Here is a 23,223-nt window from a genome sequence, read left to right as displayed (position 1 = left end):
TCGACGCCGACGATGAGCTCGTCGCCGACGCTCGCGCACGACACTATCGAGTACGTCCGGGAACGCCGACGCGGGTTCTCAAGCCCCGGTAGCGAAGTCGTCGTGGTTGCCCATCGCCTGCGTCAGCAGACTCTTGCGGTACTGCTCCAGCGCCACCAGATCCCCGAACAGCGCCATGTACGCATCCGGCTGCTCGGTGGACGACACCCGCTGCAACTTCGACTTCAGCTCGGCGATCTGCCGCCCCACCCAGGCCTCCTGCGTGCGCGCCAGCACACCGGCGACGAAACGTGGGATACCGGCCGCGTTCTTCACCGGCAGCGGCTCGTTGGCCAACTCGGACAGCAGTGCGCGCATGGTCAGGTCATCGGTGCGGTCGGCAATCGCGTTGACCCACTCCGCGCCACCGAGCCCGGCCGAGGTGCCGCCCACCTCCGCGATCAGCAGCCGAACCGCCGCATAGGCGGGGTGGGTGAAGGCGTCGGCCTCCAGCGAGTCGAACACCGACCCGGCCATCGCCGGGTACTGCAACGCCGCGGCGAGTACCTGTCGCTGCGGCATCAGCGTCGGATCGTTCGGATTGGGCCGGGCCGCAGGATGTTCGGCGACCACCTCGGTCTGCCGCACGGGCGGGGCCTGTCGCCCGCCGGTGCCGCCTCCGCCGGTGCGGTTGCGCTTGGCTTCGTCGCCGACCCGGCGGACCACGGTCTGGATGTCGTCCCAGCCGACCCACCCGGCCAGCTTCGTCGCATACGCCTTACGCAGCGCGTTGTCCTTGATCTGCGCGACCACCGGGACCGCCCGGCGCAGCGCCTCCACCTGGCCCTCGGCGGTATCGAGGTTGTGGTCGGCGAGCAGGCCGCGAATCACGAACTCGTACAACGGGGTACGCCGCGCCACCAGGTCGCGGACGGCACCGTCACCGGATTGCTGGCGTAGCTCGCACGGGTCCTGCCCGTCGGGCGCCACCGCGATGTAGGTCTGGCCGGCCAGCTTCTGGTCGCCCGCAAAGGCTTTCAGCGCCGCCGCCTGGCCCGCCGCGTCACCGTCGAAGGTGTAGATGATCTCGCCGCGCCAGAAATTGTCGTCGAGCAGCAGCCTGCGCAGCAGCGCGAGGTGCTCGTCACCGAAGGCGGTACCGCAGGAGGCGACGGCGGTCTTCACGCCGGCCAGGTGCATGGCCATCACGTCGGTGTAGCCCTCGACCACGACGGCCTGATGCCCCTTGGCGATGTCGCGCTTGGCGAGATCGAGGCCGAACAGCACCTGGGACTTCTTGTACAGGATCGTTTCCGGGGTGTTGATGTACTTGCCCGGCATGGTGTCGTCATCGAAGAGCTTGCGCGCGCCGAACCCGATGACGTCGCCGCCGAGGTTGCGGATCGGCCAGAGCAGCCTGCGGTGGAACCGGTCGATCGGGCCGCGCTGGCCCTGCCTCGACAGGCCCGCGCCCTCCAGCTCCTTGAACTCGAAACCCTTGCGCAGCAGATGTTTGGTCAGCGTGTCCCAGCCCGCGGGCGCGTAACCACAACCGAACTGCTGGGCGGCGGCGGCATCGAAGTTGCGATCGGTGAGGAACTTGCGCGCGGTCTCCGCTTCCGGCTCGCGCAGCTGCGCCATGTAGAACTCGTGCGCGGCGGCATTGGCGGCGACCAACCGGGAACGGGTGCCCCGGTCGCGCTGCACCGAGGTGCCGCCACCCTCGTAGTTGATCTGATAGCCGACCCGGTCGGCCATCTGCTCGACCGCTTCGACGAAGCCGACATGGTCGATTTTCTGCAGGAACGCGAAGACGTCGCCGCCCTCACCGCAGCCGAAGCAGTGGAAGAGGCCATGATTGGGGCGCACATGAAACGACGGCGACTTCTCGTCGTGAAACGGGCACAACCCCTTCATGGAGTCCGCGCCGGCGCGCTTCAGCGCGACGTATTCCCCCACAATGTCTTCGATGCGGACGCGGTCACGTATCGCCGCGATATCGCGATCTGGGAGTCGTCCGGCCACGGCAGTGAGCGTACCCGTCGAGGGGTGCCTTCTTCACCCTTGGCTCCGGCTCGACTGCCACTGCGGCGACGCGACATGGCAGAAGGTGGCGGTAGCACCCGAACTGCAGCGACGCGGCGGCGCGAGTTCCTGCAACCTGAACAAGTCGAACCAGCCGTGCGCGTCGGCGTCTCGCAAAACGCGGTCCCGTGCCTGCCCGCTCGAGCGCCGGGTCATGCTTGTCACACTGAGCGACACAGTGCACGCAGGCGCGCTCAACGACACTTCTCCGCGAAGTCGACTGAGCAAGCGAGCTGGTGTCCGCTACGCCCGGCCCACCGAACCCGCGTCATTCTCGTCACACTGACCGACGACGCCACTCACTGACGCAGCGACGCCGCCACCCGCTCCAACCTGCTCTCCGTGTAAGACGCGATCTGGTCCACAATCACCCGAACCCGCGCGGTGTCGTCGGCGGCGGCCTCCCACCACGGCAGCAACAGCGGTTCGAGACTGCGCGGCGCTTGGCGGAGCAGCCCCTCGGCAACCGCGTGGATGCGCTCGCGCTGAGCTTCTTGGCGAAGTCGGTGATCGGGGTCGGACATGACGTAGCGAAGCGCGACGGTTTTCAACACCGCCACCTCGGCGGCCACCACCTGCGGAACCTCGAGGTCGGCACCGTACCGGGAAAGGGCAGCACTGCCGGCGGTCTCCCGGGTGGCAGAGATGGCAGCAGTGGCGAACCGGCCGACCAGCTCGCTGGTGAGTCGTTTGAGCGCAACCGAACTGGCGAGCGTGCCGTCGTAATCGGTCACCGCAGCGACGACCGGCAGCTCGGAAAGCCGCTGCGCCGCCGCGACGAGTTCGTCCGCCGACAGCGAGTAATGCTTGTGCCTGCCGAGGCTGGCCAGCGCCTCCTGCTCGATCGGGTCGGCCAGAGCGCGCAGATCGATACGGCCCGCGATCACACCGTCCTCGACGTCGTGCACGGAGTACGCGACGTCGTCCGACCAATCCATGATCTGACACTCCAGGCTGCGGCGACGCTCAGGCGCGCCCTTGCGTACCCAGTCCAGGCGGTCGGTGTCGATGTCGTAGGCGCCGAACTTCGTGCCGGGACCCGTTCTGCCCCAGGGATATTTGAGGGCGGCATCGAGAGCGGCGCGAGTCAGGTTGAGACCCGCGCTCGCCCCCTCGGCGTCGAGCACCTTGGGCTCGAGACGGGTGAGAATGCGCAGGTTCTGCGCGTTACCTTCGAAACCGCCGTGCGCGTCGGCGAAGACATCGAGGGCTTTCTCGCCGTTGTGCCCGTACGGCGGGTGGCCGATGTCGTGCGCCAGCCCGGCCAGATCGACCAGGTCGGGATCGCACCCGAGACCGTCGGCGATGCTGCGGCCGATCTGGGCGACCTCGATCGAATGGGTGAGCCGGGTACGCGGGGTGTCACCGTCGCGCGGACCCATCACCTGAGTCTTGTCGGCGAGGCGACGCAGGGCCGCCGAGTGCAGCACTCTGGCCCGGTCCCGAGCGAACTCGGTGCGATGCCCGGTCTCGAATTCGCTGCGCGGCGGGCCGAGTCCCGCGGTTTTCGCGCGCTCGACAACCAGCCGTTCGCAATCGTGCTCGGTGTAACCGTCCACTACTGCCCTGCCGTATATCGGAAATCCGCCGCGAAATGGGTGAGCTGATACCAGAGCAAAGCGCCTGTCTCCCTGGCGATTCCATGCGCCTGCGACTCACGGGTGTAGACGGCGGGTCCAGTCCTGGTCGGCGCGGTCCACGCGTCCAAACCCTCGTCGCGGGCCATGGTGCGGGTGCGCAAGGAGTGCCACGGATCGCTCACCAGCACCGCGGAGTCCATGTCGCGGGCCTGCATGGCCGTCGCGACCGCCTCGACGCTGCGCAAGGTGTCCGAACCTGTCTCGACCGCAAGGATCTTGTCGCTCGGCACGCCCCGCGACTGCAGATAGTTCTTGCCGGACGCCGCCTCGGTGTACAGATCCCCCTCTTGCTTACCGCCCACCGTGATCACCCGCGGTGCCACGCCGAGCCGGAACAGCCGGTAGGCCTGGTCGAGTCGTGCCTCGAACACCGACGAGGGCGTGCCGGAGTATTGCGCGGCGCCGAGCACGACGATGGCGTCGGCCGTCGCGTAGTCGTCGATGCGCGCCACCTGCCACACCCGGAACGCCGTCCCGCCGACCAGCACCAGCCCCATCAACACCGATCCGACGATCAGCCGCCGCACCCACCGCCGCACCCCCGCGCCTTTACTCCGCGGCAGCACGGGGTCGGGCACCGAATCGGCTCGAGCGCGCATCGTTGGCGAATCCACTCCCCAAGTCTGCCAGTACGTGTGCTTCGCCCGCGTTTTTCGCGGATCTACCAGCCGCGTTCGCGCCACTCGGGCAGGTGCGGGCGCTCGGTGCCGAGGGTGGTGTCGTCGCCGTGGCCTGGGTAGACGACGGTGTCGTCGGGGTAGCGGGCGAAGAGTTTGGTGGTGACGTCGTGGTAGAGGCTGTCGAAGTCCGCCGGACCGTTGGTGCGGCCGAGTCCGCCGGGGAACAGCGAATCGCCGGTGAACAGGTGGACCTGGCCGGCGCCGTCGGTGAGAGCGAGCGTCACCGAACCCGGCGTGTGCCCGCGCAGGTGCACGACCTCGAGGGTGAGGTCGCCGATGGCGAGCTGGTCGCCGTCGGCCAGTAGCCGGTCGGGGCGGACCGGCAGCGGGTCGGCGTCGAGTCGATGGGCGGCGGTCGGGGCCCCGGTGGCGGCCGTGGTCTGCTTCAGCGCCTGCCAGTGGTCCGGGTGCTGATGCGTCGTCACGATCAGCGCGATCTGACCGGGCGCGACGTGGTCGACGAGTGCCTCGACCCGCTCGGGATCGTTCGCGGCGTCGATGAGCAGCGTGGCACCGGTGGCCGTGCACTGCACCAGATAGCAGTTGTTGTCCATGCCGCCGACGGACATCTTGACGATGCGGGCGCCCGGCACGTCCCGCTGCTGCGGGTCGGAACCCGGCGACACATGGCCGGTATACGGGCGATCGATGGTGATCACACCGACGATGCTATCGACCACCCGCAACCCCGGCCATCGCCGCGCGCCGAACCCGCATGATCAACGGCACGTCGCTGCGGCATCTCGCGAGGAGAGCTCACCACCATGCGCCGTGGGCCGGAACTTCCGGTCGAGGACGTTTACCAGCGACCCGAGGGCTAGGCCACGCGATAGATTCGTGCCATGCCGCTTCCGAATCGTGTTGCCCGCTGGACCTCCCGGATGGTGCTCGGCGTGCTGCTCGCCGGGACCGTGCTGCTGGGTGCGCCGACGGGGTCGGCGGAGGCACCGCTGCGCATGGACACCTACGTCGTCGACCCGGCGCAGGCGCTGAACGGCGGGCAACTCGATCGGGTGCGGTCGGCGGTCGACGAGCTCTACACCGACCAGCAGGTACGGCTGTGGGTGGTTTACGTGCGCGACTTCGGTGGGCTCGGGCCGGAGGCGTGGGCGCAGCGCACGGCCGCGGAGTCCGGGTTCGGTAACCGCGACCTACTTCTCGCGGTCGCCACGAAGGATCGCGCGTATTGGTTCTACGGGGAATTGCCCAGTGGCGTCAGCGATTCCGAGTTGAACAGTCTGCTGACGCGGCAGGTGGAGCCGGCGCTGCGCGACGGCCGCTGGGCCGATGCGGGCGTCGAGACGGCGGACGGCCTGAAGACAGCCAGGCAGGGTGGCGGCGTGCACCTCGGCTTCTTGCTCGTCATCGCCGCGCTGTTGGTGCTCGTGGTGGGCGGGCTGGTGCTGTTCTCCCGTAAGCGGCGCCGCGACCGGGCAAAGGGCGAACTCGCGGCGGCACGGCAGGTGGACCCGGACGACACCACCGCCCTCGCCGCGCTCCCGTTGGAGGCGCTGCACGCGCGCTCGCGGGAGACGCTCGTCGAGATCGACAACGCGATCCGCACCAGCGCCGAGGAATTGGAGCTGGCGACCGGCGAGTTCGGCGCCACCGCCGTCCTCCCCTTCCAGACCGCCCTCGATCACGCGAAAGCCGCGGCCGCCAAAGCCTTCTCGATCCGGCAGCGGCTCGACGACGACATCCCGGAGACCACGGACGAACAGCGCGCGTTGCTGGTCGACCTGATCGGCACCGTCGGGCGCGCCGATCGCGAACTCGACTCCCAGGTCGCCGAGTTCGACGCCATGCGCAACCTGCTGATCAACGCCGCCGACCGATTGGACGGGCTGACAAGGGATCTGGTCGAGCTGAAGAGCCGTGTGCCCGCCGCCGAGGCCGAATTGTCCCGGCTCACCGCCGCGCAACCAGCCAGCGTCCTCGCCCCGATCCACGACAACGTGACCATGGCAGGCGAGCGAATCACCTTCGCGGAGCAGAACATCGACGCGGGCCGCACGGCGCTCACCCAGCCGGTGGGAAAGCAGGGTGGTGCGGTCGCCGCGATCCGTTCGGCGGAGGCTGCGGTCGGCCAGGCCCGTACCCTGCTCGACGGCATCGACAACGCGGCCACCAACATCCAGCAGGCCCGCGACGGCCTGCCCGCGGTGCTGGACGAGCTGCGCCGCGATATCGCCTCCGCCACCGAGCTTTCCGGCTACGGCGGTCCGGAGCTGGCGGCAGCGACGGCCGCCGCGCGCACCGCATTGGACAAGGCCGAGGGCACCGCGACCGCCGACCCGCTCGACGCCTTCCACGACGCGGTCACCGCCGACGGCGAGCTCGACCGGGCCATCGCGGCGGCGACCGACCGCAAACTCGCGGCCGAGGACCTTCGGCGCAGGCTCGACCAGGCGCTGACCGCTGCTGGTTCCCGAGTGAGCGCCGCATCGGACTACATCACCACCCGGCGCGGCGGCATCGACGCCGAGGCCCGCACCCGGCTGTCCGAGGCGCAACGCAATCTCGACGCGGCACAACAGCTGAGCACAACCGATCCCGCGCGCGCCCTGGCCAGCGCCCAAGCCGCCGCCGACCTCGGCGGACGCGCGTTGCAGGCCGCCCAGGCCAGCGTGCGAGCCTGGGAAACGCGCCAACCGATGACGGGTTCCTCGCAGGCCGGGGCGGTGCTCGGCGGCATCCTCATCGACGGACTACTGCGCGGCGCGGCCGGCGGCGGCCGCCGATCCGGTTCGGGTGGCTGGAGCACGGGCTCCTACGGCGGCTCGTCGGGTTCGCGGCGGATCAGCCAGGGCGGCCGGTTCTGACCGCTTGACCCTGACACCGTGTGAGGTCATAGACCAGGAGTCGTTATGTTCACCATCGGAGACTTCGCCAGGCACGGACAGGTGTCGGTACGCATGCTGCGCCACTACGACGCGATCGGGCTGTTGCGCCCGGATCGGGTCGACGAGCACAACGGCTACCGCTTCTACTCCGGCGGACAGCTGGCCCGGCTCAATCGCCTTGTCGCACTGAAGGATCTCGGCTTCACGCTGGAGCAGGTCGGCCAGATCCTGGACGATCAGGTGAGCGGCGCGGAACTGCGCGGCATGCTCACCCTGCGCCGCGCCGAGCTCGAGCAGCGCATCGCGGGCGATCGCGCCAGGCTCTGCCAGGTCGAAACGAGGCTCCGCATCATCGAGAAAGAGGGCGTCATGCCGGTACATGATGTGATGATCAAATCCCTGCCAGCCGTTCGGGTTGCTGAATTGTCTACTGTCGCATCCGATTTCGAGCCGAGCTCGATCGGTCCGGTGATAGGGCCGCTGTTCGAGGACATCTGCGCGCGGCTGGAGAAAGCCGGTGTGCCGATCGTCGGATGCGGGATCGCGTACTACGAGCACCGCGCAGACGGGTCGGTGCTCGCGCACGCCGCGATGCCGGTGGATATCGACCCGGACGAGTCACACGATTTCACCGTCGTCGATCTGCCCGCCGTACCCCAAGCCGCCACTGTCGTCCATCGCGGCAACATGACCGAGGTGCTGGAACCCTGGCAGACACTGGGCCGCTGGGTCGAGGACAACGGCTACCGGCTCAGCGGTCCGAGCCGCGAGGTGACGCTGGTCTACACCGAAGACCCGAGCGGCTGGGTCACCGAATTACAGGAACCCATCGTCGCGAAGTAGGTGCGGCGCACACCCTCGAGTGCTGCTCAGACCTGAACAGTGACCGTATGGAGTCCCGACGGGCCGGTGGGGAACGGTGGGCGGTGACGTCCCTCCTGCACCTCACCGGACCGGCTGATCGCCCTGGCCTGTACTCGGTGCTCGCCCGGCGGTAACTCCACCGTCGTGCGCCAGCGGCGCCAAGCGGCCGGGGCGAGTTCGGTACCGAGATCGGCTGGGCGCCAATCACCTTCGCCGACCCGCACCTCCACTCCGGCCACACCGTGCGGCGGCGCCCAGGCGACTCCGGCCACCGTGGTGGTGCCCGCGGCGGACCTACCCGGTGCAGTCACGTCGATGCGGGCCTGCGGCGTCACCCACAGCGGGCCGGACGGCCAGCCGCGCCGCCACCAGTAGTCGACGTGGCTGTCGTCGGTAAGTTCCAGTTCGCCAAGCCATTTCGCGCCGGTGTACTGGCCGTAGAGGCCGGGGACGAAGACGCGGGCCGGGAAACCGTGTGCCGGAGTCAGCGGTTCACCGTTCATGCCGATCACCACATAGCCGGGCCATTCACCGGAACGCAGCGGCGCGAGCGGCAGCGAGATCGAGTAACCGTCCACGGCTCGGGTGACCAGTCGGGTGGCATCGGACTCCGGAATGGCGTGTTTCAGCAGATCGGACAGCGGCACCCCGTACCATCGCCCGTTGGCCGCCCGGCCCTCTCCGGCGTGGTTGTGCACGCACACCATGACGGCGTCGAACTCCACCGCGTCCTCGGCCAATTCACGCAATGACAACCGCAGCGGGTGTGCCACTTTGCCTTTGACCGATAGCCGCCAGTGGCTCGGATCGATGCGCGGCGCACGCAGATTCACGTCGGCGACGTACATGCGGCGCGCGGCGGTGACCAGTGGTGACAACCCCGGCTCGTCCTCTAGCCCGTCCTGCGGCACCACGCCAAGCGCACCCATCGGGCCTATGCGGCGAATCTCGTTGTCGTGCTTACGGTCCAGATCATGCTGCAGGGTGTGCGCGGCCGCGAACATTCCGGCACCGGTCGCCGCCCAGGCCAGCGTGCCGAGCGGGCCGCGCGGTCGCCTGCGCAGGCCGGCGGCGAGCACTCCGGCAGCCGCCACCGCACCGGCGACGGCGGAGGTCGAACGCGTCGGCAACCGCGTCGCCAGCGCACCCGCGCCCACGCCCAGCGCGGCGGCCGCCGGCGTCCGCAACCGTTCGGGCAAGGCATTGAGCCCGACCACAGCCGCGATCACCCCCGCACCGATACCGGACCGGGTAATGATTTTGTCGTGTCTGCCGGACATCGCCACCGTGGTCTCGACGACCGGAACCGGAGCGACATCGATGGCCGCCCGCCCCAGCGTGTCGATCAGCGAGCCGCCCCTGGTCGCCGCGATCGCCTCGCCGACCCCCAGCGCCGCCACGCCTACCGCGGCCGCCGCAACCCGTCCGCCGGTTCTCCGGTCTCCGTTTGTCACCACCGCCGGCACACCCGCTTCCGCCTCATCGTCCGCTGTCATCCAGCATTCTGCCCGACCGGCGTCATCGGCCCGCCGGTTTCCTCTTCAGCCCGACCAGGTGGACACACGGCGCACGACCGCCGAGCCGCTGATTCGCCCGCCGCTGTAGTCGACCAGCCCCGATGCCCGGTGCCTGTGCGGTGCCGCAGAATCCGATCCGACCACGACTTCTCCGATGGGCGCACTCGGCGCCACACCCGTGCCGAAGGGCCGCAGCCTGTCATGAGCCGCGCCGACGTACCGCCCCCTGCTGAGACCCGCCCCGGGCGAGGAGCTGGCTCAGCCCAAGTGCTGGACATCGATCCCGCCGCACCGGCTACGAGTACCGGCTCACTCCTCGATCGACTCAGTGGCCAACGAGGTGAGTTCTTTGCGTACCGCCGCGAGGAGCCGGTCGGCGTCGGTGCCGCCACCGAGCAGGCCAACGGCCAGCCGTCCGTGGAAGGTGTAGACAAGGAAGGTGACCGCAGCGGATGCGCCGGTCGAGGGACGCGGGTGTGCGGAGAGGTAGACGATTTCGTAGTCGGTGAACACAAGGCCCGCTGGTGTCCGGAAGCGCGGCACGGCACCGGTGTTGGTGATAGCGACGTGACCTGCGAGGGAGCGAATTCGACTGGGGCCGAAGAAGTCGGGAAAGTGCAGCACCGACTGCTGCACGACGCCTTCGGCCAGGTCATCGCGTAGCCGCTTCGAAACCCGCTGGGCCAGTTCGAGAACGCTTCCAGAGAGGTCGATGTCGGCGGCGAAGGACGCGAGTCCGGCCATGTTGGTGCCCTCGGCGGGCCGCACCCGCGGATCGAGTCGCGAGCGCATGTCCACCGGATACAAACAACCCAGCGGCACCGAACCCCCTGCGACATCGACCGTTTCGGACGCATAAGCACGAAGCAGCGCGGCGGTGATCAACCCGTTGACGCTGACGCCCCGTTGATGGCCGAGCCCGACGATCCGCGCCGTCGTTGTCTCGTCCAGCAGCGCACGCACCGGCCTGGCCAGCGAAGCGGGTGTCGGTTCACCGGCCGGGACAGCTTGTGCCTCCGGCGGCAGCGGGCGCGTCACATCCTCGAAACCGGTCACGGCCCCGGCGGTGATACCGCGTTGTGCCACATGCCATTCCAACGATTGCGGATACTCCTGTGGCACCACACTCATCGACGTGGACTCGACGATGTCGGTGTAGAAGTCCCAGAACCGCGACAGCAGTTCGACGCAGTGCCCGGCGTCCGCGATGCTGTGGTGCGCGTACAGCGTGACCCGCCACCGATCACCACCGGCGACCACCACATCCAGGTAGGCCAGCTGCGTCGCCGGGTCCACCGCGACAGCGGGCAAACGCACAGTCCGCACATCACCCTCGACCACCGAGGCTTCGATGGGCGAATCCTGCGGGCGCAGTAGATAACCCGAGCCCGCCTCGTCCTCGACGATCCGGCAGAGCACCACCGGATAAGCCAGCTGTAGTGCGGCGAAGGCCTCCTTCAACGCCACCGCATCGAGCTGCCCCGTCACCGACACCGACCGGCCCGTGTAGGTGCCGTGCCGAACAAACCGCTGTTCCGACGGTGCCAACACGCGCACCACCGCATCCTCATCCCGCAACACCTCGCAAGCGTGCGGCAACACCGGCGGACGCGCAAACCGCGGCATGCGCCAGACTGGCAGGCATGAGTCTCGCCGCGCATCTGGAAGAACTCGGCCGCCCGCTGGTCGAGCATCAGCTCGACCACCCGACGGTGGCGGGCATCGCCAAGGGCGACCTGCCCGAGCCGATTTTCCGTTCCTGGCTGGAGCAGGACTATCTGTTCCTGCTCGACTACGTCCGCGTCTTCAGCCGCCTGGCTTGGCAGGCCCCCGCGACCCATCTCGGCGACCTGGTGGACCTGGCGCACGCGACCTACCACGACGAACTCGCACTGCATCGCTCGCTGGCCGCGGAGTTCGGCGCCGATCTGGGCGGTGCCGCCAAAGGTGCTGCCTGCCAGGCCTATACGACGTTCCTGCTCGACTCGGCCGCCGACTACGCCGAGGGACTCACCGCCCTGTATCCGTGCATGTGGGGCTACTCCACCCTGGGTGCCCGCCTCGCGGAGAACCCGCCCGCCGAACCGCGCTACCGCCGCTGGGTCGACACCTACGCCGACCCGGGCTTCGCGGAACTCACCCGCCGCTGCGCGCAGATGATCGATGAAGCCGGAGCGGACCCGGCCCGCGCGGAACAACTGTTCCTGGAAGGCATGCGCCACGAACTCGCCTTCTGGGACGTTCCCGCCTGAGGTACGCGTGAGATCAGCCGCTCGGCTGGGTCGGCCGGCGCGTCCTCGATCAGCCGACACTGGTCGGCCCAGGTACACCTTTTCAGCCGAACGACTGGCGCTCCCTGCCGCACCTCGGTTTGCCGCACATATTTCAATGCGGCAAACCGAGGTTCAGGGACGCAGCACGATCTTGCCGCGCGTGTGCCGCTGCTCGAGCTCCCGGTAAGCCTCCTGCACCTTGTCGAGCGGGTACGCCCCGGCGATCGGCACCTCGAGCGTGCCCGCCGCGGCGAGATCCGCCAATTCGGTGAGCACGTCGACGGTTCCCGCGGCGGCGTTGCCGTCGCCTTTCACGCCGTACTTCTCGACGGCGGCAAAGTTGATGATGGTGTCGATCCGCTCGATCGGTACGCCGAGTTCCACCGCGATGTCCACATAGTCGGCGCCGAACGTATCGATGAACGCGTCCACACCCTTCGGCGCGGCGGCCCGAAGGCGGTCGATCAGTCCGTCGCCGTACGCGACCGGTGTCACGCCGACCTTGCGCAGCCAGTCGTGGTTGGCCGCGCTCGCGATACCGATCACCTCGGCCCCGCGCGCCCGCAGCAACTGCACCGCGATCGAGCCGACGCCGCCCGCGGCGCCGGACACGGCGACCGTATCGCCCGCGTTGGCTTCCACCGCCCGTAGCGTCGCGAAAGCCGTTGTCCCCGCGACATACAGGGCCCCGGCGACGTCCCAGTCCAGCCCGGCAGGTTTGGGCGTCACCTGGTCTACGGGAACCACCACATGCGTCGCGTGACTGGCCCGATTCTCGGTGAACCCCAGCACCTCGTCGCCGACCTCGACCCCGCCGACCCCTGCCCCGACCTCGACGATCCGGCCTGCGAAATCGCTCCCCTCCCCCGACGGAAACGTCGCGGGCCATTGCTCATGGAACACTCCGCTGCGGATGTAGGCCTCGCCCGGATTGATGCCGGCCGCGACCACCTCGACAACCACCTGCCCAGGACCGGCGGTCGGCGTCGGCACCTCGACCACCTTCAACTCTTCGATTCCGCCATATCGATCGAACTGCACCGCTCTTGCCATGCTCGGCTCCTCGTTTCAATGACTACGGCATTTGGAGCGTCAACGGCGCGCGACGACCTGTTCATTCCCATCGACCTGCGCCGAAATCGATCGTTCCGCACCGGGCCTCTTGGCACCAGCGTCTTATGGCAAGACATCCTCATCGGCACCCGCAACTACCTGGACCTCACCGCGCTCGGCAGGCAGCGGCACGTCGGCGAAGCGACGCATCACGGCACCGGTGCCGCGCACTGCCACCGAACAATTAGGGCGCGGACCACACGACACCGCTTACTCTTACCAGTGTGGGTGCGGAGAATGTGCGGGCGTCGGATGCCGACCGCGAGAAAATCGTCGAACGACTGCGTTCGGCGATGGACGAAGGCAGGTTGACCCTGCACGAGTACGACGACCGATTGCAACAGGTGTACGCCGCCAAGACCTATGGCGAGTTGACCCCGCTGCTGTCCGATCTGCCCGAGCACCGCGGTTCGCGCGCTGCGCCGGCGAAGGCGGTGCCGCAGTGGGTCATCATCATGTGGACCCCGTGGGTGTTCGTGAACATGCTGTGCCTGCTGATCTGGGCGGCCACCGGGATGGGCGACTTCTGGCCGTTCTGGGTTGCCGTGCCGTGGGGTTGCGCGCTGCTCATTCCGACGGCGATCGGAATCATTGTGCGCGGCAACGGTTCCGGACCGCAGCAGCCACCGATGCCGCCGATGCCACCGCTGCCACCCGTCCCGCCGAGGCGCTGAAACACCGAGGCGGCAAGGGGCGCAACGTCGAACGACCCGCACCGATCACTCGGTGCGGGTCGTTCGATTCTCGCGAAAGCCTCAGGACCCCAGCAGATGCTGGGCCAGGTAGCCCTCGACCTTGTCCAGCGCGATCCGCTCCTGAGCCATCGAATCCCGCTCGCGGATGGTCACCGCCTGATCGTCGAGCGTGTCGAAGTCGACGGTGATGCAGAACGGGGTGCCGATCTCGTCCTGGCGCCGGTAGCGGCGGCCGATCGCGCCCGCGTCGTCGAACTCGACGTTCCAGTTCCGGCGCAGCTGCGCCGCAAGGTCTTTCGCCTTCGGCGTCAGATCCGCGTTGCGCGACAACGGAAGCACGGCCGCCTTGACCGGGGCCAGCCTGCGGTCCAGTCGCAGCACCGTGCGAGTGTCCACGCCGCCCTTGGCATTCGGCGCCTCGTCCTCGGCGTAGGCGTCGACCAGGAACGCCATCAGCGAGCGGGTCAGGCCTGCCGCGGGCTCGATGACGTAGGGGATGTAGCGCTCGTTGGTGGTCTGATCGAAGAAGCTGAGCTCGGTGCCCGAGTGCTCGGAGTGCGTCTTCAGGTCGAAGTCGGTGCGGTTCGCGACGCCCTCGAGCTCACCCCACTCGTTGCCCTGGAAGCCGAAGCGGTACTCGATATCGGTGGTACCGGCCGAGTAGTGCGACAGCTTTTCCTTCGGGTGCTCGTAGAGCCGCAAGTTGTCCGGGTTGATGCCCAGGTCGGTGTACCAGGAGAAGCGGGTCTCGATCCAGTACTTGTGCCACTGCGCGTCCTCGCCCGGCTTGACGAAGAACTCCATCTCCATCTGCTCGAACTCGCGGGTGCGGAAAATGAAGTTGCCCGGCGTGATCTCGTTGCGGAAGCTCTTGCCGATCTGGGCGATACCGAACGGCGGCTTCTTGCGCGCGGTGGTCATCACGTTGGCGAAGTTGACGAAGATGCCCTGCGCTGTCTCGGGCCGCAGGTAGTGCATGCCGTCCTCGGACTCGATCGGGCCGAGGTAGGTCTTGAGCATCATGTTGAAGTCGCGCGGCTCGGTCCACTTGCCGACGGTGCCGCAGTTCTGGCACGCGAGCAGCTCCATCGAGACGGTGTCCGGGTCATCGATCTTGTGCTTGAGCGCGTACGCCTCCTGCAGGTGGTCCTGCCGGAAACGATGATGGCAGTTCAGGCACTCCACCAGGGGGTCGTTGAACACCCCGACGTGGCCCGAGGCCACCCACACCTGGCGCGGCAGGATCACCGACGAGTCGAGGCCGACGATGTCCTCACGGCTGGTGACCATGGACCGCCACCACTGCCGCTTGATGTTCTCCTTCAGCTCGACACCCAGCGGACCGTAGTCCCATGCCGACTTGGTGCCTCCGTAGATCTCACCGCTCGGGTACACCAGACCCCGGCGCTTGGCGAGGTTGGCAACGGTGTCCACCTTCGACTTGGGTGCCACGCGAGAATTCTCCATCCACTACGAGTCGGATTGTGCGTTCAGGCTCTTGTTTTGCGTGTACGCAACGATACGAAGACAGACTATCGGCCCTGCCCAACCGACTTTCCACCGCACGGCCAACCTCCTGCGCTTCGCGGAAAGTGCCAGCCCTCCGGCGCGTCCGTTTGACATGCGCAACTATGCATATCAAAATGGGATCGCTTTCCAATAAGGAGTTGGTGCCATGACCGCCGAGACCGCCGCCGCCCATCCACACAACCCGTACCGCTCGCCCGCGCCCGCGCTGGTACCGGCGCGGACCGTCCTGGAGGACGCAGGCGAGTTACTTCGAGCCCTGGCCGCACCCGTCCGTATCGCCATTGTGCTGCAACTGCGCGAGTCACCGCGCTGTGTGCACGAATTGGTCGACGCGCTCGGAGTGACCCAACCGCTGGTGAGCCAGCATCTGCGCATCCTCAAGTCCGCAGGCGTCGTGCACGGCGAGCGGTCCGGTCGCGAGGTGCTGTACGAACTCGTCGACGACCACCTCGCGCACATCGTGGTCGACGCCGTCGCGCACGCCGAGGAAGGGTAATTCGTGTCAGAGAACACTGTCGTTCCGCAGAAGCCGGTCGGCATCCGCAGCACCAGACAGCGCAGTGCGATCGCCGCGCTGCTCGGTGATATCGAAGAGTTCCGCTCCGCGCAGGAGTTGCACGACGAGTTGCGCAAGCGTGGCGAGGGCATCGGCCTGACCACGGTCTATCGCACGCTGCAGTCGCTGGCCGACGCGGGCATGGTCGACGTGCTGCGCACCGACACCGGCGAATCGGTCTATCGGCAGTGTTCTACCGGGCACCACCATCATCTGGTGTGCCGGCATTGTGGGCGCACCGTGGAGGTGGAGGGCCCGACCGTGGAGGCGTGGGCGGGCGCCATCGCGCGGGAACACGGCTTCACCGAGGTCAGCCACACCATGGAGGTGTTCGGCACCTGCCGGTCCTGCGCGACCGCGGGCAATGGCGACGGCCGGGCGGTCGAGTAGTCCGCTCAGCGGACCGCACCCTGGTTAACACCGCCCCTCCCCGTACAGATTTCAACGCGAGCCCAGGAACGCCCGGACGAACCGGGTATCGAACGCTGGGTTTCGCACATCTTCTGGGAGGCAGCGTGCGCTCGATTCCATCTGCGGTTGCGGCGGATAGCCGTCGAATCCGTACCGCCGCAGGAACGGTCGCGCTGGTCGGCGCGGCCGTGCTCGTCCTGACGGCATGCGACGACAAGGCAGGCATCGCGACACCGACCTCGGCGGCCGCAACCACCAGTGCCGTCGCGAACGGTCAGCCCGGCGGCAAGAGCGGACAGTCGACGGTTCGGCCGGTCGGCAAGACCGGCTGGTACGACGGCTTCGCCATCACCGTCGACAAGGCCACCCTCGTGCCCGACGAATACGGCGGCGCCAAGGTGCTGATCGACATCACCTACAAGAACACCACGCTCGACAACAAGACGATGGACAACAACACCTCGCTGCTGGTCGACGGCGAAGTCGACGGCGGAGCGAGCTGGGACAACCCGACGGTGCCCGGCGGCGGTTCGGCGACCGGCAAGGTGACCACGCCGGTCAAATCCGCCAAGGACGCCGAGCACCTGCTCGACACCATGACCGTGGTCTACGGGCAGGCTTCGGACAACCAGACCAAGATTCCGCTCAGCGCCGCAGGCGAAGTCGAGAGCGTGCAGCCGAAGACGTTGCCCGTCACCGGCACGCTGGTGCAGGGCCACACCACGATCGAGGTGACCGCGGGCAAGCTCGGCCCGAGCTACACCAAGAACGAGCGCGGCAAGAACGAGCTCGCGCTACACATCAAAATCACTGGCGGGCAAGGGGTTCCCGCAGGCGGGGCAAATATCTTCACCGAGTACTTCTCGCTGCGGACACCGGACGGGAAAACCGTGGTCGCCGACGACCGCAGCCCGATCAACGAACTGCTCGACGCCGGCAAGACCATCGACAATCCGAAGAACTACGTCGTGTTCATCTTGCCCGCGCCGACCAGCGGTGACTACGTACTGACCTACAACAGCCAAAAGGACGAGGGCGCGCCCACCGCACCAACCCTCGCGTTCACGGTGAGCTGACCCACCGCACTCCGAATCGCCGACGGTCGACAGCTTCGACCGTCGGCGACTTTGTGCTGCCCGGGGCACTGAGCTGTTGCGACGGCGACCCACCACTTCCAGCGGAAAATTTCTGCGAACTGTCACCAATCCGCGCAAGTGGCTGGTCCGAATACTTGTCGACGCAGGGGTTCCAGCCCTGTGCCGAGGTCGAGGAGGGACCTTCCGCAACCGACCGAGGGCTTTGTTCTGTCCATTCACCACATGACGAAGCATCGCGTGCGCCTTGCGGTCGCAGGCGCCGTGCATCGTACAAAATTGAGGAGCATATCGATGTGCAAGTTGTGGCGGCACGCCTTGATGATCGGAGTGTCCGGTGCTTTGATGCTCGGCACTGGGACCGGTCCCGCCGCCGCCTACTCCGAGGACCAAGAGTTGCAGATCGCGACATTCATCAATAAATTCGCCTGCCAGGTGACGGCAAAGCCGAGCGCAGTAGAGCATGGTACGAAGAGTACTCGGTGATTCAGGACGAAGCTCCCTACGAAACACGTGGGAACATATTGCCGCACTCCACAGCGGTGCGGATGATCGACGACGACCGCCTCGACTATGAAGTATATTTTGGCGTGTACCAGTCAGGACATACGGTATTCAACCCCAGGACGCGCCAAAAGATCTGCCAGAACCAAGAGGACTTCGCAACGGCGTTGAAACGTGTCGCGGTAGAAAACAAAGGCTCCGTCAAGGCTTGCTGCGCAACCGAGGACGGTATGCAGCAGTTTTTTGACAAAAAATTGAACGATAACATCGCACTCAGCCTGCGCGAGTCACCGGAAGACGTCGAGAAGGTAATCGACGAAATGGCCAAGAAGGCGGCCGAGAGAGAGACCGGCCGACCGTACGAAGACTTGGACGCCGAGGACAAGGAGGAGGCGGACGAGGTTGCGAAGGATTATAAAGAAAACTTCCTGGACACGATCGGCTTGACACCCGAGAAGCTCGCAGATGCAAAGGCTTCGCAGCCGGACAAGTACAAAGACAAGTGGCCGTGCAACCCGGATTCCGACGGTAACTGCCAGTACTTGTGATCAATTGACCTGCGGCAGCGAAGCCGGTGGCTCGATCACGCCGTCCGATTGCACGAGCACGCGACGGGAACAGGTGCCGGGGTAGCCGTTTCGGCGGTACGCCGACCGCGTAGTGCGCCGATGCCGAGCAGGGCGAGGGCGGCGGCGGTCCAGATCAGCAGTACAGCAAGTGGACCCGTGGCGCCTGCGCCGTCGAAGAAGGCTACGGAGCGGAGCAGGGAGGCGGCGGCGCCGGGCGGGAGGAGTTGGCCGATGGCGCCCCACGGCTGTGGGAGCAGTTCCGGGGCCGAGGTGGCGGCGGAGAACGGGTTGCCGATGAGCAGCATGGTCAGGGCGGCGATGCCGATGCCTGCCCGGCCGATCGCGGTGGCGAGTCCGACCACCGCACCGGCGACCGCGATCGAGACGAGGCCGGCGACGGCGGAGAGTTCGAGGTAGGAGCCCGGCACCACCGACATCCAGCCGTGGATGATCTCCATGCTCAGCAGGCCGCCGACTACGCCGAAGGTGAGCAGCCCCAACGCTTTTCCGGCGACGGTCGGGATCACCAGGCTGAGCAGTACGCCAGCGGTGATTCCCGCCATCACCAGCGGCAGCACCATGGCGCCGAACGCGGCGCCGCGCGGATCGTCGGAGTCGGCGGCCACCACATCGTCGATTCGTGGCGCCGGGGCGCCGGACATCTGCTGACCGATCTGCGTGAGTTGTTGCGCGACAATCGGACTCGCGCCGGAGGCGACCAGCACTCGCGGCGGTCCGTCGCCGGTCACGATCGCGCCGTACACCTCGCGGTCCGCGATGGCGGCGCGGGCGGCGGCCTCGTCGGCCTGGCGGGAGACCTCGAAGGCGCCGGGGCTGTGCTCGGCCAACCGGCCGACCACCATCTCCGCCTGCGGGCCGGTGACGGCGATGGGCAGATCGAGCGGGGTGATATTGGCGGCGGGCCAGGCGAAGGCGATCAGCATCAGGGCCTGGAGCAAGGCGGCGCCGACTCCGACGGCGAGCGCTCGCTTAGTGGTGTTCATGATGTTCTCCCGTAAATCGAATGATCGTTCTCTTTCGATGGGGGATATCGTCGCGCGCAACCTCGAACTTGTCAAGAACGGATGTTCGTTTTACTTTGGAGGCATGCCCAGAGTCAGCGAAGAACACCTGGAACGTCGTCGGCAGCAGATTCTCGAGGCGGCCCGCCTCTGCTTCGCACGCAAGGGCTTCCATGAGACGTCCATGCAGGACGTCTTCGCTGAATCAGGACTGTCGGCCGGGGCGGTGTACCGCTACTTCAAGAGCAAGAACGACATCATCGCGGTCTTGGCCACCCAGACCACGCTCCCCCTGCGCGCGCAGATGACCGAACTGATCCGCGCCGATCCCCTGCCAACGCCGGACGTGCTGGTCGCCGCCCTCGCCAAGCACATGGTCGCGCACAGCGGACCCGACGGGCCGCTGCGACTGGCCCCCCAAGCGTGGGCCCTGGCGCTCGTCGACCCCGACGCGGCTCAGTATGTGAAAGAGGCGATCCTCGGCCTCCGCGGCCGCTGGTACGAGTACACCGAGCGCATGCGCGACGCAGGATGGATTCCCGCCGACGCCGACATCCACGCGGTAGCCACCGCCATCATGGGTGTGCTGCCCGGATTCATCTTGCAGCACTTGATAATCGGGGATATCGATCCCGAAACTTTGGCCCGCGGCATCCGCACGCTACTGCCCTACGGGTCTCCGGACGCCTGACGGGCATGCGGCACCCGCCACCCTGTCCGCACCCGCACCCGCACCCGCACCCGATGTCGGGATTTGCACTACCTCTAGTACCCCGCAACGCGTGCGTGCCCCGAGAATGCGTGCGGTCCCGAGAACGGGTGCGGGTTAGCGGTGCCCCGCCGCGCAGCACTCGCCTGGTGCGCGGCGGCCGTCCCGATCCCCGCGCAGCACCTGCCTGGCCCGTAGCCGCCCACCCGATCTCCGCGCAGCACCTGCCTGGCCCGCGGCCGCGGCACCGATCTCCGCGAAGCACCTGCCTGGCCCGCGGCCGCCGCACCGATCTCCGCGAAGCACTTGCCTGATGCGTAGCCGCCGGACCCATCCCAGCGAAGCACTTGCCTGGTGCGTGGCCGCCGTCCCGATCCCAGCGAAGCACTCACCTGATGCATAGCCGCCGTCCCGATCCCAGCGAAGCACTCGCCCGGTCCGTAGCCGCCGGACCAATCCCCGCGCAGCACCTGCCTGGCCCGCGGCCCCCAGCCCGATCCCCGCGCAGCACCTGCCTGGTGCGTGGCCGCCGTCCCGATCCCCGCGCAGCACCTGCCCGGTCCGTAGCCGCCGGACCAATCCCCGCGAAGCACTTGCCTGATGCGTAGCCGCCGGACCCATCCCGGCGAAGCACTTGCCTGGTGCGTAGCCGCCGGACCAATCCCCGCGAAGCTCGGCCTGTCGCGGAAACGCCGTCCACGGCAACCGGCTGGCCAATCGGTATAAGCCAGCGCGGGCTCGCCCGTGACTCAGAGGCTGAACGCGATTCCGCGCAGGATCAGCGCGACGATGAACACCACGGTGAACGCCAAGTCGATCGCCATCCCGCCGGCGCGGATCGGCTTCAATACCCGCCGAACCGGTGCGATCACAGGCTCGGTCGCGGCGTGCGTCAGTTCGCGGGGGCGGTTGGCCCAGCTCGGATTGTTGCCGAGTGCCGCCATCCAGTCGAACACCATCCGAGCCAGCAGCAACACGATGAACACCGTCAAGGCGTACCCGATCAGGGTCCCGATGAGGCTCATGTCCAACTCCTTCGTGGTGGCCGCGTTGGCCCTCTCACCAGTCTCAACGCGGCGGACGGGGTCAAAAGTGTCGCGTTTGCCGGGTTCTCAGCCGACTATCAGGTCGGTTCTGCCAAGCGGTGTGGACAAGGGGCCGAAACACCGGCTCCTCGATAGCCAGCGGACCCATCCCCCAGAAACTACCGGCAGTCCCATCCGTTCCAGGCCATTGATCGCTGACTACACCTGTGTAAGTGTCGGAACCTCATGGGATGAATCTGTCCGAAGGGAAACCCGCAGTGACCGTTTCGAAGAAGACCGCCGCCACCGTGACCACGCTCGGCGCGTTGACCGCCGCGATCGCGCTCGCCGCCCCCACCGCCGGTGCCGCGGTCACCCGCATCGATATCGCACCCGGCCTCAGCTTCGGCAGCTCGGGTTCCTACGGCACCGGCTGCTCGTACACGGTCACGGCGACCGCCCGCCCTGGCGTCGCGGTGGTCTTCCTGGACGAGGTCGACGGATTCCGCACCACAGATACGTTGAAGCCGGTCGGCCCGGTCGCGGATGCGTCCGGCAAGGCCAGCACCACCTGGACCCCGGCCAAGAAGGGTGAGCACAAGATCTGGGCCGCCGAATACATCGCGGGCGAGACCTACTTCCTCACCTCGGTGACCGTCGGCACCGGCCTCAACGCCGGCCCGGCCTGCGTCGTGCTGCCTTAACAGCCGGCACACCCGCCCCACCTGGTTCTCGGTGCCGAAAGCGCAAGCACACGAATGCGATTCGAGCACCGATCCCGTTCGCACTGCCTACAGAACGGCATAGCGCCCGAGAAGGGTGGTGCGGCCGATCAGGGCAGCAGACCCTGGCGGGCACGCCCGGCGCCGGAAAGCACGAGGACCAGCATGGTGGCCAGCGCCTGGTCGTCGAGTCCGGCGGCGGGGAAGGTGTAGCGCAGAATGATGTCGGCGAGTTTGTCGTGCGCGATGACGGTGAGCGAGCCGAACTGCAGCGCGTTGTTCCGCTCGGCGACCCGCTTGTGCAGCTGCGGCTTGATCGGGCGATCCCAGGCGAGCACACAGGTGAGCGTGAGCACGTCAAGCCCTGGCGCGAGGCTCACCGCGCGCAGCGAGCACAGCGAGCCCTCGTACTCGAAACCGATCGAGCCTTCGGGGTCGACGCGCACGTCGATGTCGTAGAGCGACAGGCAGGCGCCCGCGCGGGCTTGCAGTTCGTGTTCCGGGGTCACCGATGATTCCATGTCCGCGCCGCCGTTCATTTCGTGCCGCCGAAGCGGCGGTCCCGCGAAGCGTACTCGAGGCACGCGGCCCACAGGTTGCGCCGGTCGAAATCGGGGAACAGGGTGTCCTGGTAGACGTATTCGGCGTAGGCGGACTGCCAGATGAGGAAGTTCGAGCTGCGGAACTCGCCGGAGGGGCGCAGGAAAAGATCCACGTCCGGCATGTCCGGCTCGTCCAGGTATTTCGCCAGCGTCGACTCGGTGACCTTCTCCGGGTCGATCTCCCCCGCCGCTACCCGTCGCGCGATTTCCCTTGCGGCGTCGGCGATTTCGGCGCGCCCGCCGTAGTTGACGCACATGGTGAGGGTCATCACCGTGTTGTCCTTGGTCAGCTCCTCGGCGACCTCGAGTTCGTTGATCACGCTGCGCCACAAACGAGGTCGCCGTCCGGCCCAGCGCACCCGCACGCCCATCTCGTTCATCTCGTCGCGGCGGCGCCGGATCACGTCGCGATTGAAGCCCATCAGGAAGCGCACCTCCTCGGGGCTGCGCCGCCAATTCTCGGTGGAGAAGGCATAGGCCGAGAGCCACTTCACGCCGATCTCGATACAGCCCTCGACGGTGTCCATCAGCACGGCCTCGCCGCGTTCGTGGCCCGCGGTGCGCGGCAGCCCGCGTTCCTGCGCCCACCGGCCGTTGCCGTCCATCACCAGCGCGACGTGGTTGGGCACCAGCACGGCCGGGATCTCCGGCGGACGCGCGCCCGAGGGGTGCTGCGAGGGCGGACGAACAGTGCGGGGTGCGCCCGACTTGGTCGCGGTGGAGGAGTCTCGGCGGAGGATCACGGCCCCTATCCTGCCTGATGGTTGTGGAGGCCTTGTGAAGGTCTCCG

22 protein-coding genes are annotated in these 23,223 nt (G+C 67.5%); 10 read left to right on the top strand and 12 right to left on the bottom strand.

What is annotated here, in order from left to right:
• Positions 1–78: 78 nt before the first annotated feature.
• From dnaG to ACIHA7_RS15685, 4 genes are all read right to left on the bottom strand, one after another.
• Entirely contained in the window at positions 79–2,004 is a 1,926-nt protein-coding gene (dnaG, locus tag ACIHA7_RS15700; RefSeq protein ID WP_397289832.1) for a DNA primase, read from the bottom strand.
• Between the two features lie 359 nt (positions 2,005–2,363).
• Positions 2,364–3,623, bottom strand: coding sequence for a deoxyguanosinetriphosphate triphosphohydrolase (locus tag ACIHA7_RS15695; protein ID WP_397289830.1), 1,260 nt, complete (start codon positions 3,621–3,623; stop codon positions 2,364–2,366).
• The gene (locus tag ACIHA7_RS15690) at positions 3,623–4,201 is read right to left on the bottom strand and encodes a YdcF family protein (protein WP_397290782.1); all 579 of its coding nucleotides are present in this window, start codon (positions 4,199–4,201) and stop codon (positions 3,623–3,625) included. Before ACIHA7_RS15690 ends, ACIHA7_RS15695 begins: the two co-directional genes overlap by 1 nt.
• Positions 4,202–4,365: 164 nt before the next feature.
• Positions 4,366–5,043 (bottom strand): MBL fold metallo-hydrolase, encoded by a 678-nt coding sequence (locus ACIHA7_RS15685; RefSeq protein WP_397289828.1) that lies wholly within the window; start codon positions 5,041–5,043, stop codon positions 4,366–4,368.
• 183 nt (positions 5,044–5,226) lie between these two features.
• Between ACIHA7_RS15685 and ACIHA7_RS15680 the strand changes: the two genes are divergently transcribed.
• Together ACIHA7_RS15680 and ACIHA7_RS15675 are read left to right on the top strand one after the other, a co-directional pair.
• Entirely contained in the window at positions 5,227–7,206 is a 1,980-nt protein-coding gene (locus tag ACIHA7_RS15680) for a TPM domain-containing protein (RefSeq protein ID WP_397289826.1), read from the top strand.
• Positions 7,207–7,251: 45 nt separating this feature from the next.
• Positions 7,252–8,070: a MerR family transcriptional regulator gene (locus ACIHA7_RS15675; protein WP_397289824.1), complete on the top strand. Its 819-nt coding sequence runs from the start codon at positions 7,252–7,254 to the stop codon at positions 8,068–8,070.
• A 26-nt stretch (positions 8,071–8,096) separates the two neighbouring features.
• On the opposite strand, the gene ACIHA7_RS15670 is transcribed toward ACIHA7_RS15675, so the two are convergent.
• Positions 8,097–9,587 (bottom strand): molybdopterin-dependent oxidoreductase, encoded by a 1,491-nt coding sequence (locus ACIHA7_RS15670; protein ID WP_397289822.1) that lies wholly within the window; start codon positions 9,585–9,587, stop codon positions 8,097–8,099.
• Between the two features lie 330 nt (positions 9,588–9,917).
• Positions 9,918–11,189 (bottom strand): acyltransferase, encoded by a 1,272-nt coding sequence (locus tag ACIHA7_RS15665; RefSeq protein WP_397289820.1) that lies wholly within the window; start codon positions 11,187–11,189, stop codon positions 9,918–9,920.
• Positions 11,190–11,251: 62 nt separating this feature from the next.
• Here ACIHA7_RS15665 and ACIHA7_RS15660 point away from each other — a divergent pair, with 62 nt between their 5' ends.
• A complete protein-coding gene (locus tag ACIHA7_RS15660; RefSeq protein ID WP_397289818.1) occupies positions 11,252–11,860 on the top strand; it encodes a TenA family protein in 609 nt (202 codons plus the stop codon).
• A gap of 153 nt (positions 11,861–12,013) precedes the next feature.
• Here the strand turns inward: ACIHA7_RS15660 and ACIHA7_RS15655 are convergent, their stop codons facing one another.
• A complete protein-coding gene (locus ACIHA7_RS15655; RefSeq protein ID WP_397289816.1) occupies positions 12,014–12,934 on the bottom strand; it encodes an NADP-dependent oxidoreductase in 921 nt (306 codons plus the stop codon).
• A gap of 284 nt (positions 12,935–13,218) precedes the next feature.
• On the opposite strand from ACIHA7_RS15655, the gene ACIHA7_RS15650 reads away from it, so the two are divergent.
• Positions 13,219–13,668: a DUF1707 domain-containing protein gene (locus ACIHA7_RS15650; RefSeq protein WP_397289814.1), complete on the top strand. Its 450-nt coding sequence runs from the start codon at positions 13,219–13,221 to the stop codon at positions 13,666–13,668.
• An 81-nt stretch (positions 13,669–13,749) separates the two neighbouring features.
• Here the strand turns inward: ACIHA7_RS15650 and ACIHA7_RS15645 are convergent, their stop codons facing one another.
• Positions 13,750–15,141: a glycine--tRNA ligase gene (locus ACIHA7_RS15645; protein WP_397289812.1), complete on the bottom strand. Its 1,392-nt coding sequence runs from the start codon at positions 15,139–15,141 to the stop codon at positions 13,750–13,752.
• A 223-nt stretch (positions 15,142–15,364) separates the two neighbouring features.
• Here ACIHA7_RS15645 and ACIHA7_RS15640 point away from each other — a divergent pair, with 223 nt between their 5' ends.
• The 4 genes from ACIHA7_RS15640 to ACIHA7_RS15625 all read left to right on the top strand — a co-directional run bounded on the left by ACIHA7_RS15640 (position 15,365) and on the right by ACIHA7_RS15625 (position 18,332).
• Positions 15,365–15,715, top strand: coding sequence for a helix-turn-helix transcriptional regulator (locus ACIHA7_RS15640; protein ID WP_107654920.1), 351 nt, complete (start codon positions 15,365–15,367; stop codon positions 15,713–15,715).
• Between the two features lie 3 nt (positions 15,716–15,718).
• On the top strand, positions 15,719–16,165 hold the full coding sequence (locus tag ACIHA7_RS15635; RefSeq protein WP_107654919.1) for a Fur family transcriptional regulator: 447 nt from the start codon (positions 15,719–15,721) through the stop codon (positions 16,163–16,165).
• Positions 16,166–16,290: 125 nt separating this feature from the next.
• Entirely contained in the window at positions 16,291–17,262 is a 972-nt protein-coding gene (locus tag ACIHA7_RS15630) for a hypothetical protein (protein ID WP_397289809.1), read from the top strand.
• Positions 17,263–17,762: 500 nt separating this feature from the next.
• Positions 17,763–18,332, top strand: coding sequence for a hypothetical protein (locus tag ACIHA7_RS15625; RefSeq protein ID WP_397289807.1), 570 nt, complete (start codon positions 17,763–17,765; stop codon positions 18,330–18,332).
• A gap of 35 nt (positions 18,333–18,367) precedes the next feature.
• On the opposite strand, the gene ACIHA7_RS15620 is transcribed toward ACIHA7_RS15625, so the two are convergent.
• Positions 18,368–19,357: a hypothetical protein gene (locus tag ACIHA7_RS15620; protein WP_397289805.1), complete on the bottom strand. Its 990-nt coding sequence runs from the start codon at positions 19,355–19,357 to the stop codon at positions 18,368–18,370.
• 103 nt (positions 19,358–19,460) lie between these two features.
• Here ACIHA7_RS15620 and ACIHA7_RS15615 point away from each other — a divergent pair, with 103 nt between their 5' ends.
• Positions 19,461–20,066, top strand: coding sequence for a TetR/AcrR family transcriptional regulator (locus ACIHA7_RS15615; RefSeq protein ID WP_397289803.1), 606 nt, complete (start codon positions 19,461–19,463; stop codon positions 20,064–20,066).
• A 767-nt stretch (positions 20,067–20,833) separates the two neighbouring features.
• Here ACIHA7_RS15615 and ACIHA7_RS15610 read toward each other — a convergent pair.
• Positions 20,834–21,109, bottom strand: a complete 276-nt coding sequence (locus ACIHA7_RS15610; RefSeq protein WP_397289801.1) for a YggT family protein — start codon at positions 21,107–21,109, stop codon at positions 20,834–20,836.
• A gap of 278 nt (positions 21,110–21,387) precedes the next feature.
• Between ACIHA7_RS15610 and ACIHA7_RS15605 the strand changes: the two genes are divergently transcribed.
• Positions 21,388–21,813, top strand: coding sequence for a hypothetical protein (locus tag ACIHA7_RS15605; protein ID WP_397289799.1), 426 nt, complete (start codon positions 21,388–21,390; stop codon positions 21,811–21,813).
• Positions 21,814–21,941: 128 nt separating this feature from the next.
• On the opposite strand, the gene ACIHA7_RS15600 is transcribed toward ACIHA7_RS15605, so the two are convergent.
• Both ACIHA7_RS15600 and ACIHA7_RS15595 read right to left on the bottom strand, forming a co-directional pair.
• On the bottom strand, positions 21,942–22,370 hold the full coding sequence (locus ACIHA7_RS15600) for a hypothetical protein (RefSeq protein ID WP_397289797.1): 429 nt from the start codon (positions 22,368–22,370) through the stop codon (positions 21,942–21,944).
• Positions 22,367–23,176: an isoprenyl transferase gene (locus ACIHA7_RS15595; protein WP_397289795.1), complete on the bottom strand. Its 810-nt coding sequence runs from the start codon at positions 23,174–23,176 to the stop codon at positions 22,367–22,369. The genes ACIHA7_RS15600 and ACIHA7_RS15595 overlap by 4 nt, the downstream gene beginning before the upstream one ends.
• Between the last annotated feature and the right edge of the window lie 47 nt (positions 23,177–23,223).

It is taken from the genome of Nocardia sp. NPDC052316 (genome assembly GCF_044547795.1).
GTDB lineage: Bacteria > Actinomycetota > Actinomycetes > Mycobacteriales > Mycobacteriaceae > Nocardia.
This window is presented reverse-complemented; position numbering and strand designations above follow the sequence as displayed.

Excerpts from the sequence above, each read along its gene's own strand:
- ACIHA7_RS15690 (WP_397290782.1), bottom strand. The coding sequence starts at position 4,201 with ATGGGGCTGGTGCTGGTCGGCGGGACGGCGTTCCGGGTGTGGCAGGTG.
- ACIHA7_RS15680 (WP_397289826.1), top strand. The coding sequence starts at position 5,227 with ATGCCGCTTCCGAATCGTGTTGCCCGCTGGACCTCCCGGATGGTGCTC.
- ACIHA7_RS15675 (WP_397289824.1), top strand. The coding sequence starts at position 7,252 with ATGTTCACCATCGGAGACTTCGCCAGGCACGGACAGGTGTCGGTACGC.
- ACIHA7_RS15670 (WP_397289822.1), bottom strand. The coding sequence starts at position 9,587 with ATGACAGCGGACGATGAGGCGGAAGCGGGTGTGCCGGCGGTGGTGACA.
- ACIHA7_RS15660 (WP_397289818.1), top strand. The coding sequence starts at position 11,252 with ATGAGTCTCGCCGCGCATCTGGAAGAACTCGGCCGCCCGCTGGTCGAG.
- ACIHA7_RS15655 (WP_397289816.1), bottom strand. The coding sequence starts at position 12,934 with ATGGCAAGAGCGGTGCAGTTCGATCGATATGGCGGAATCGAAGAGTTG.
- ACIHA7_RS15640 (WP_107654920.1), top strand. The coding sequence starts at position 15,365 with ATGACCGCCGAGACCGCCGCCGCCCATCCACACAACCCGTACCGCTCG.
- ACIHA7_RS15620 (WP_397289805.1), bottom strand. The coding sequence starts at position 19,357 with ATGAACACCACTAAGCGAGCGCTCGCCGTCGGAGTCGGCGCCGCCTTG.
- ACIHA7_RS15615 (WP_397289803.1), top strand. The coding sequence starts at position 19,461 with ATGCCCAGAGTCAGCGAAGAACACCTGGAACGTCGTCGGCAGCAGATT.
- ACIHA7_RS15610 (WP_397289801.1), bottom strand. The coding sequence starts at position 21,109 with ATGAGCCTCATCGGGACCCTGATCGGGTACGCCTTGACGGTGTTCATC.
- ACIHA7_RS15600 (WP_397289797.1), bottom strand. The coding sequence starts at position 22,370 with ATGAACGGCGGCGCGGACATGGAATCATCGGTGACCCCGGAACACGAA.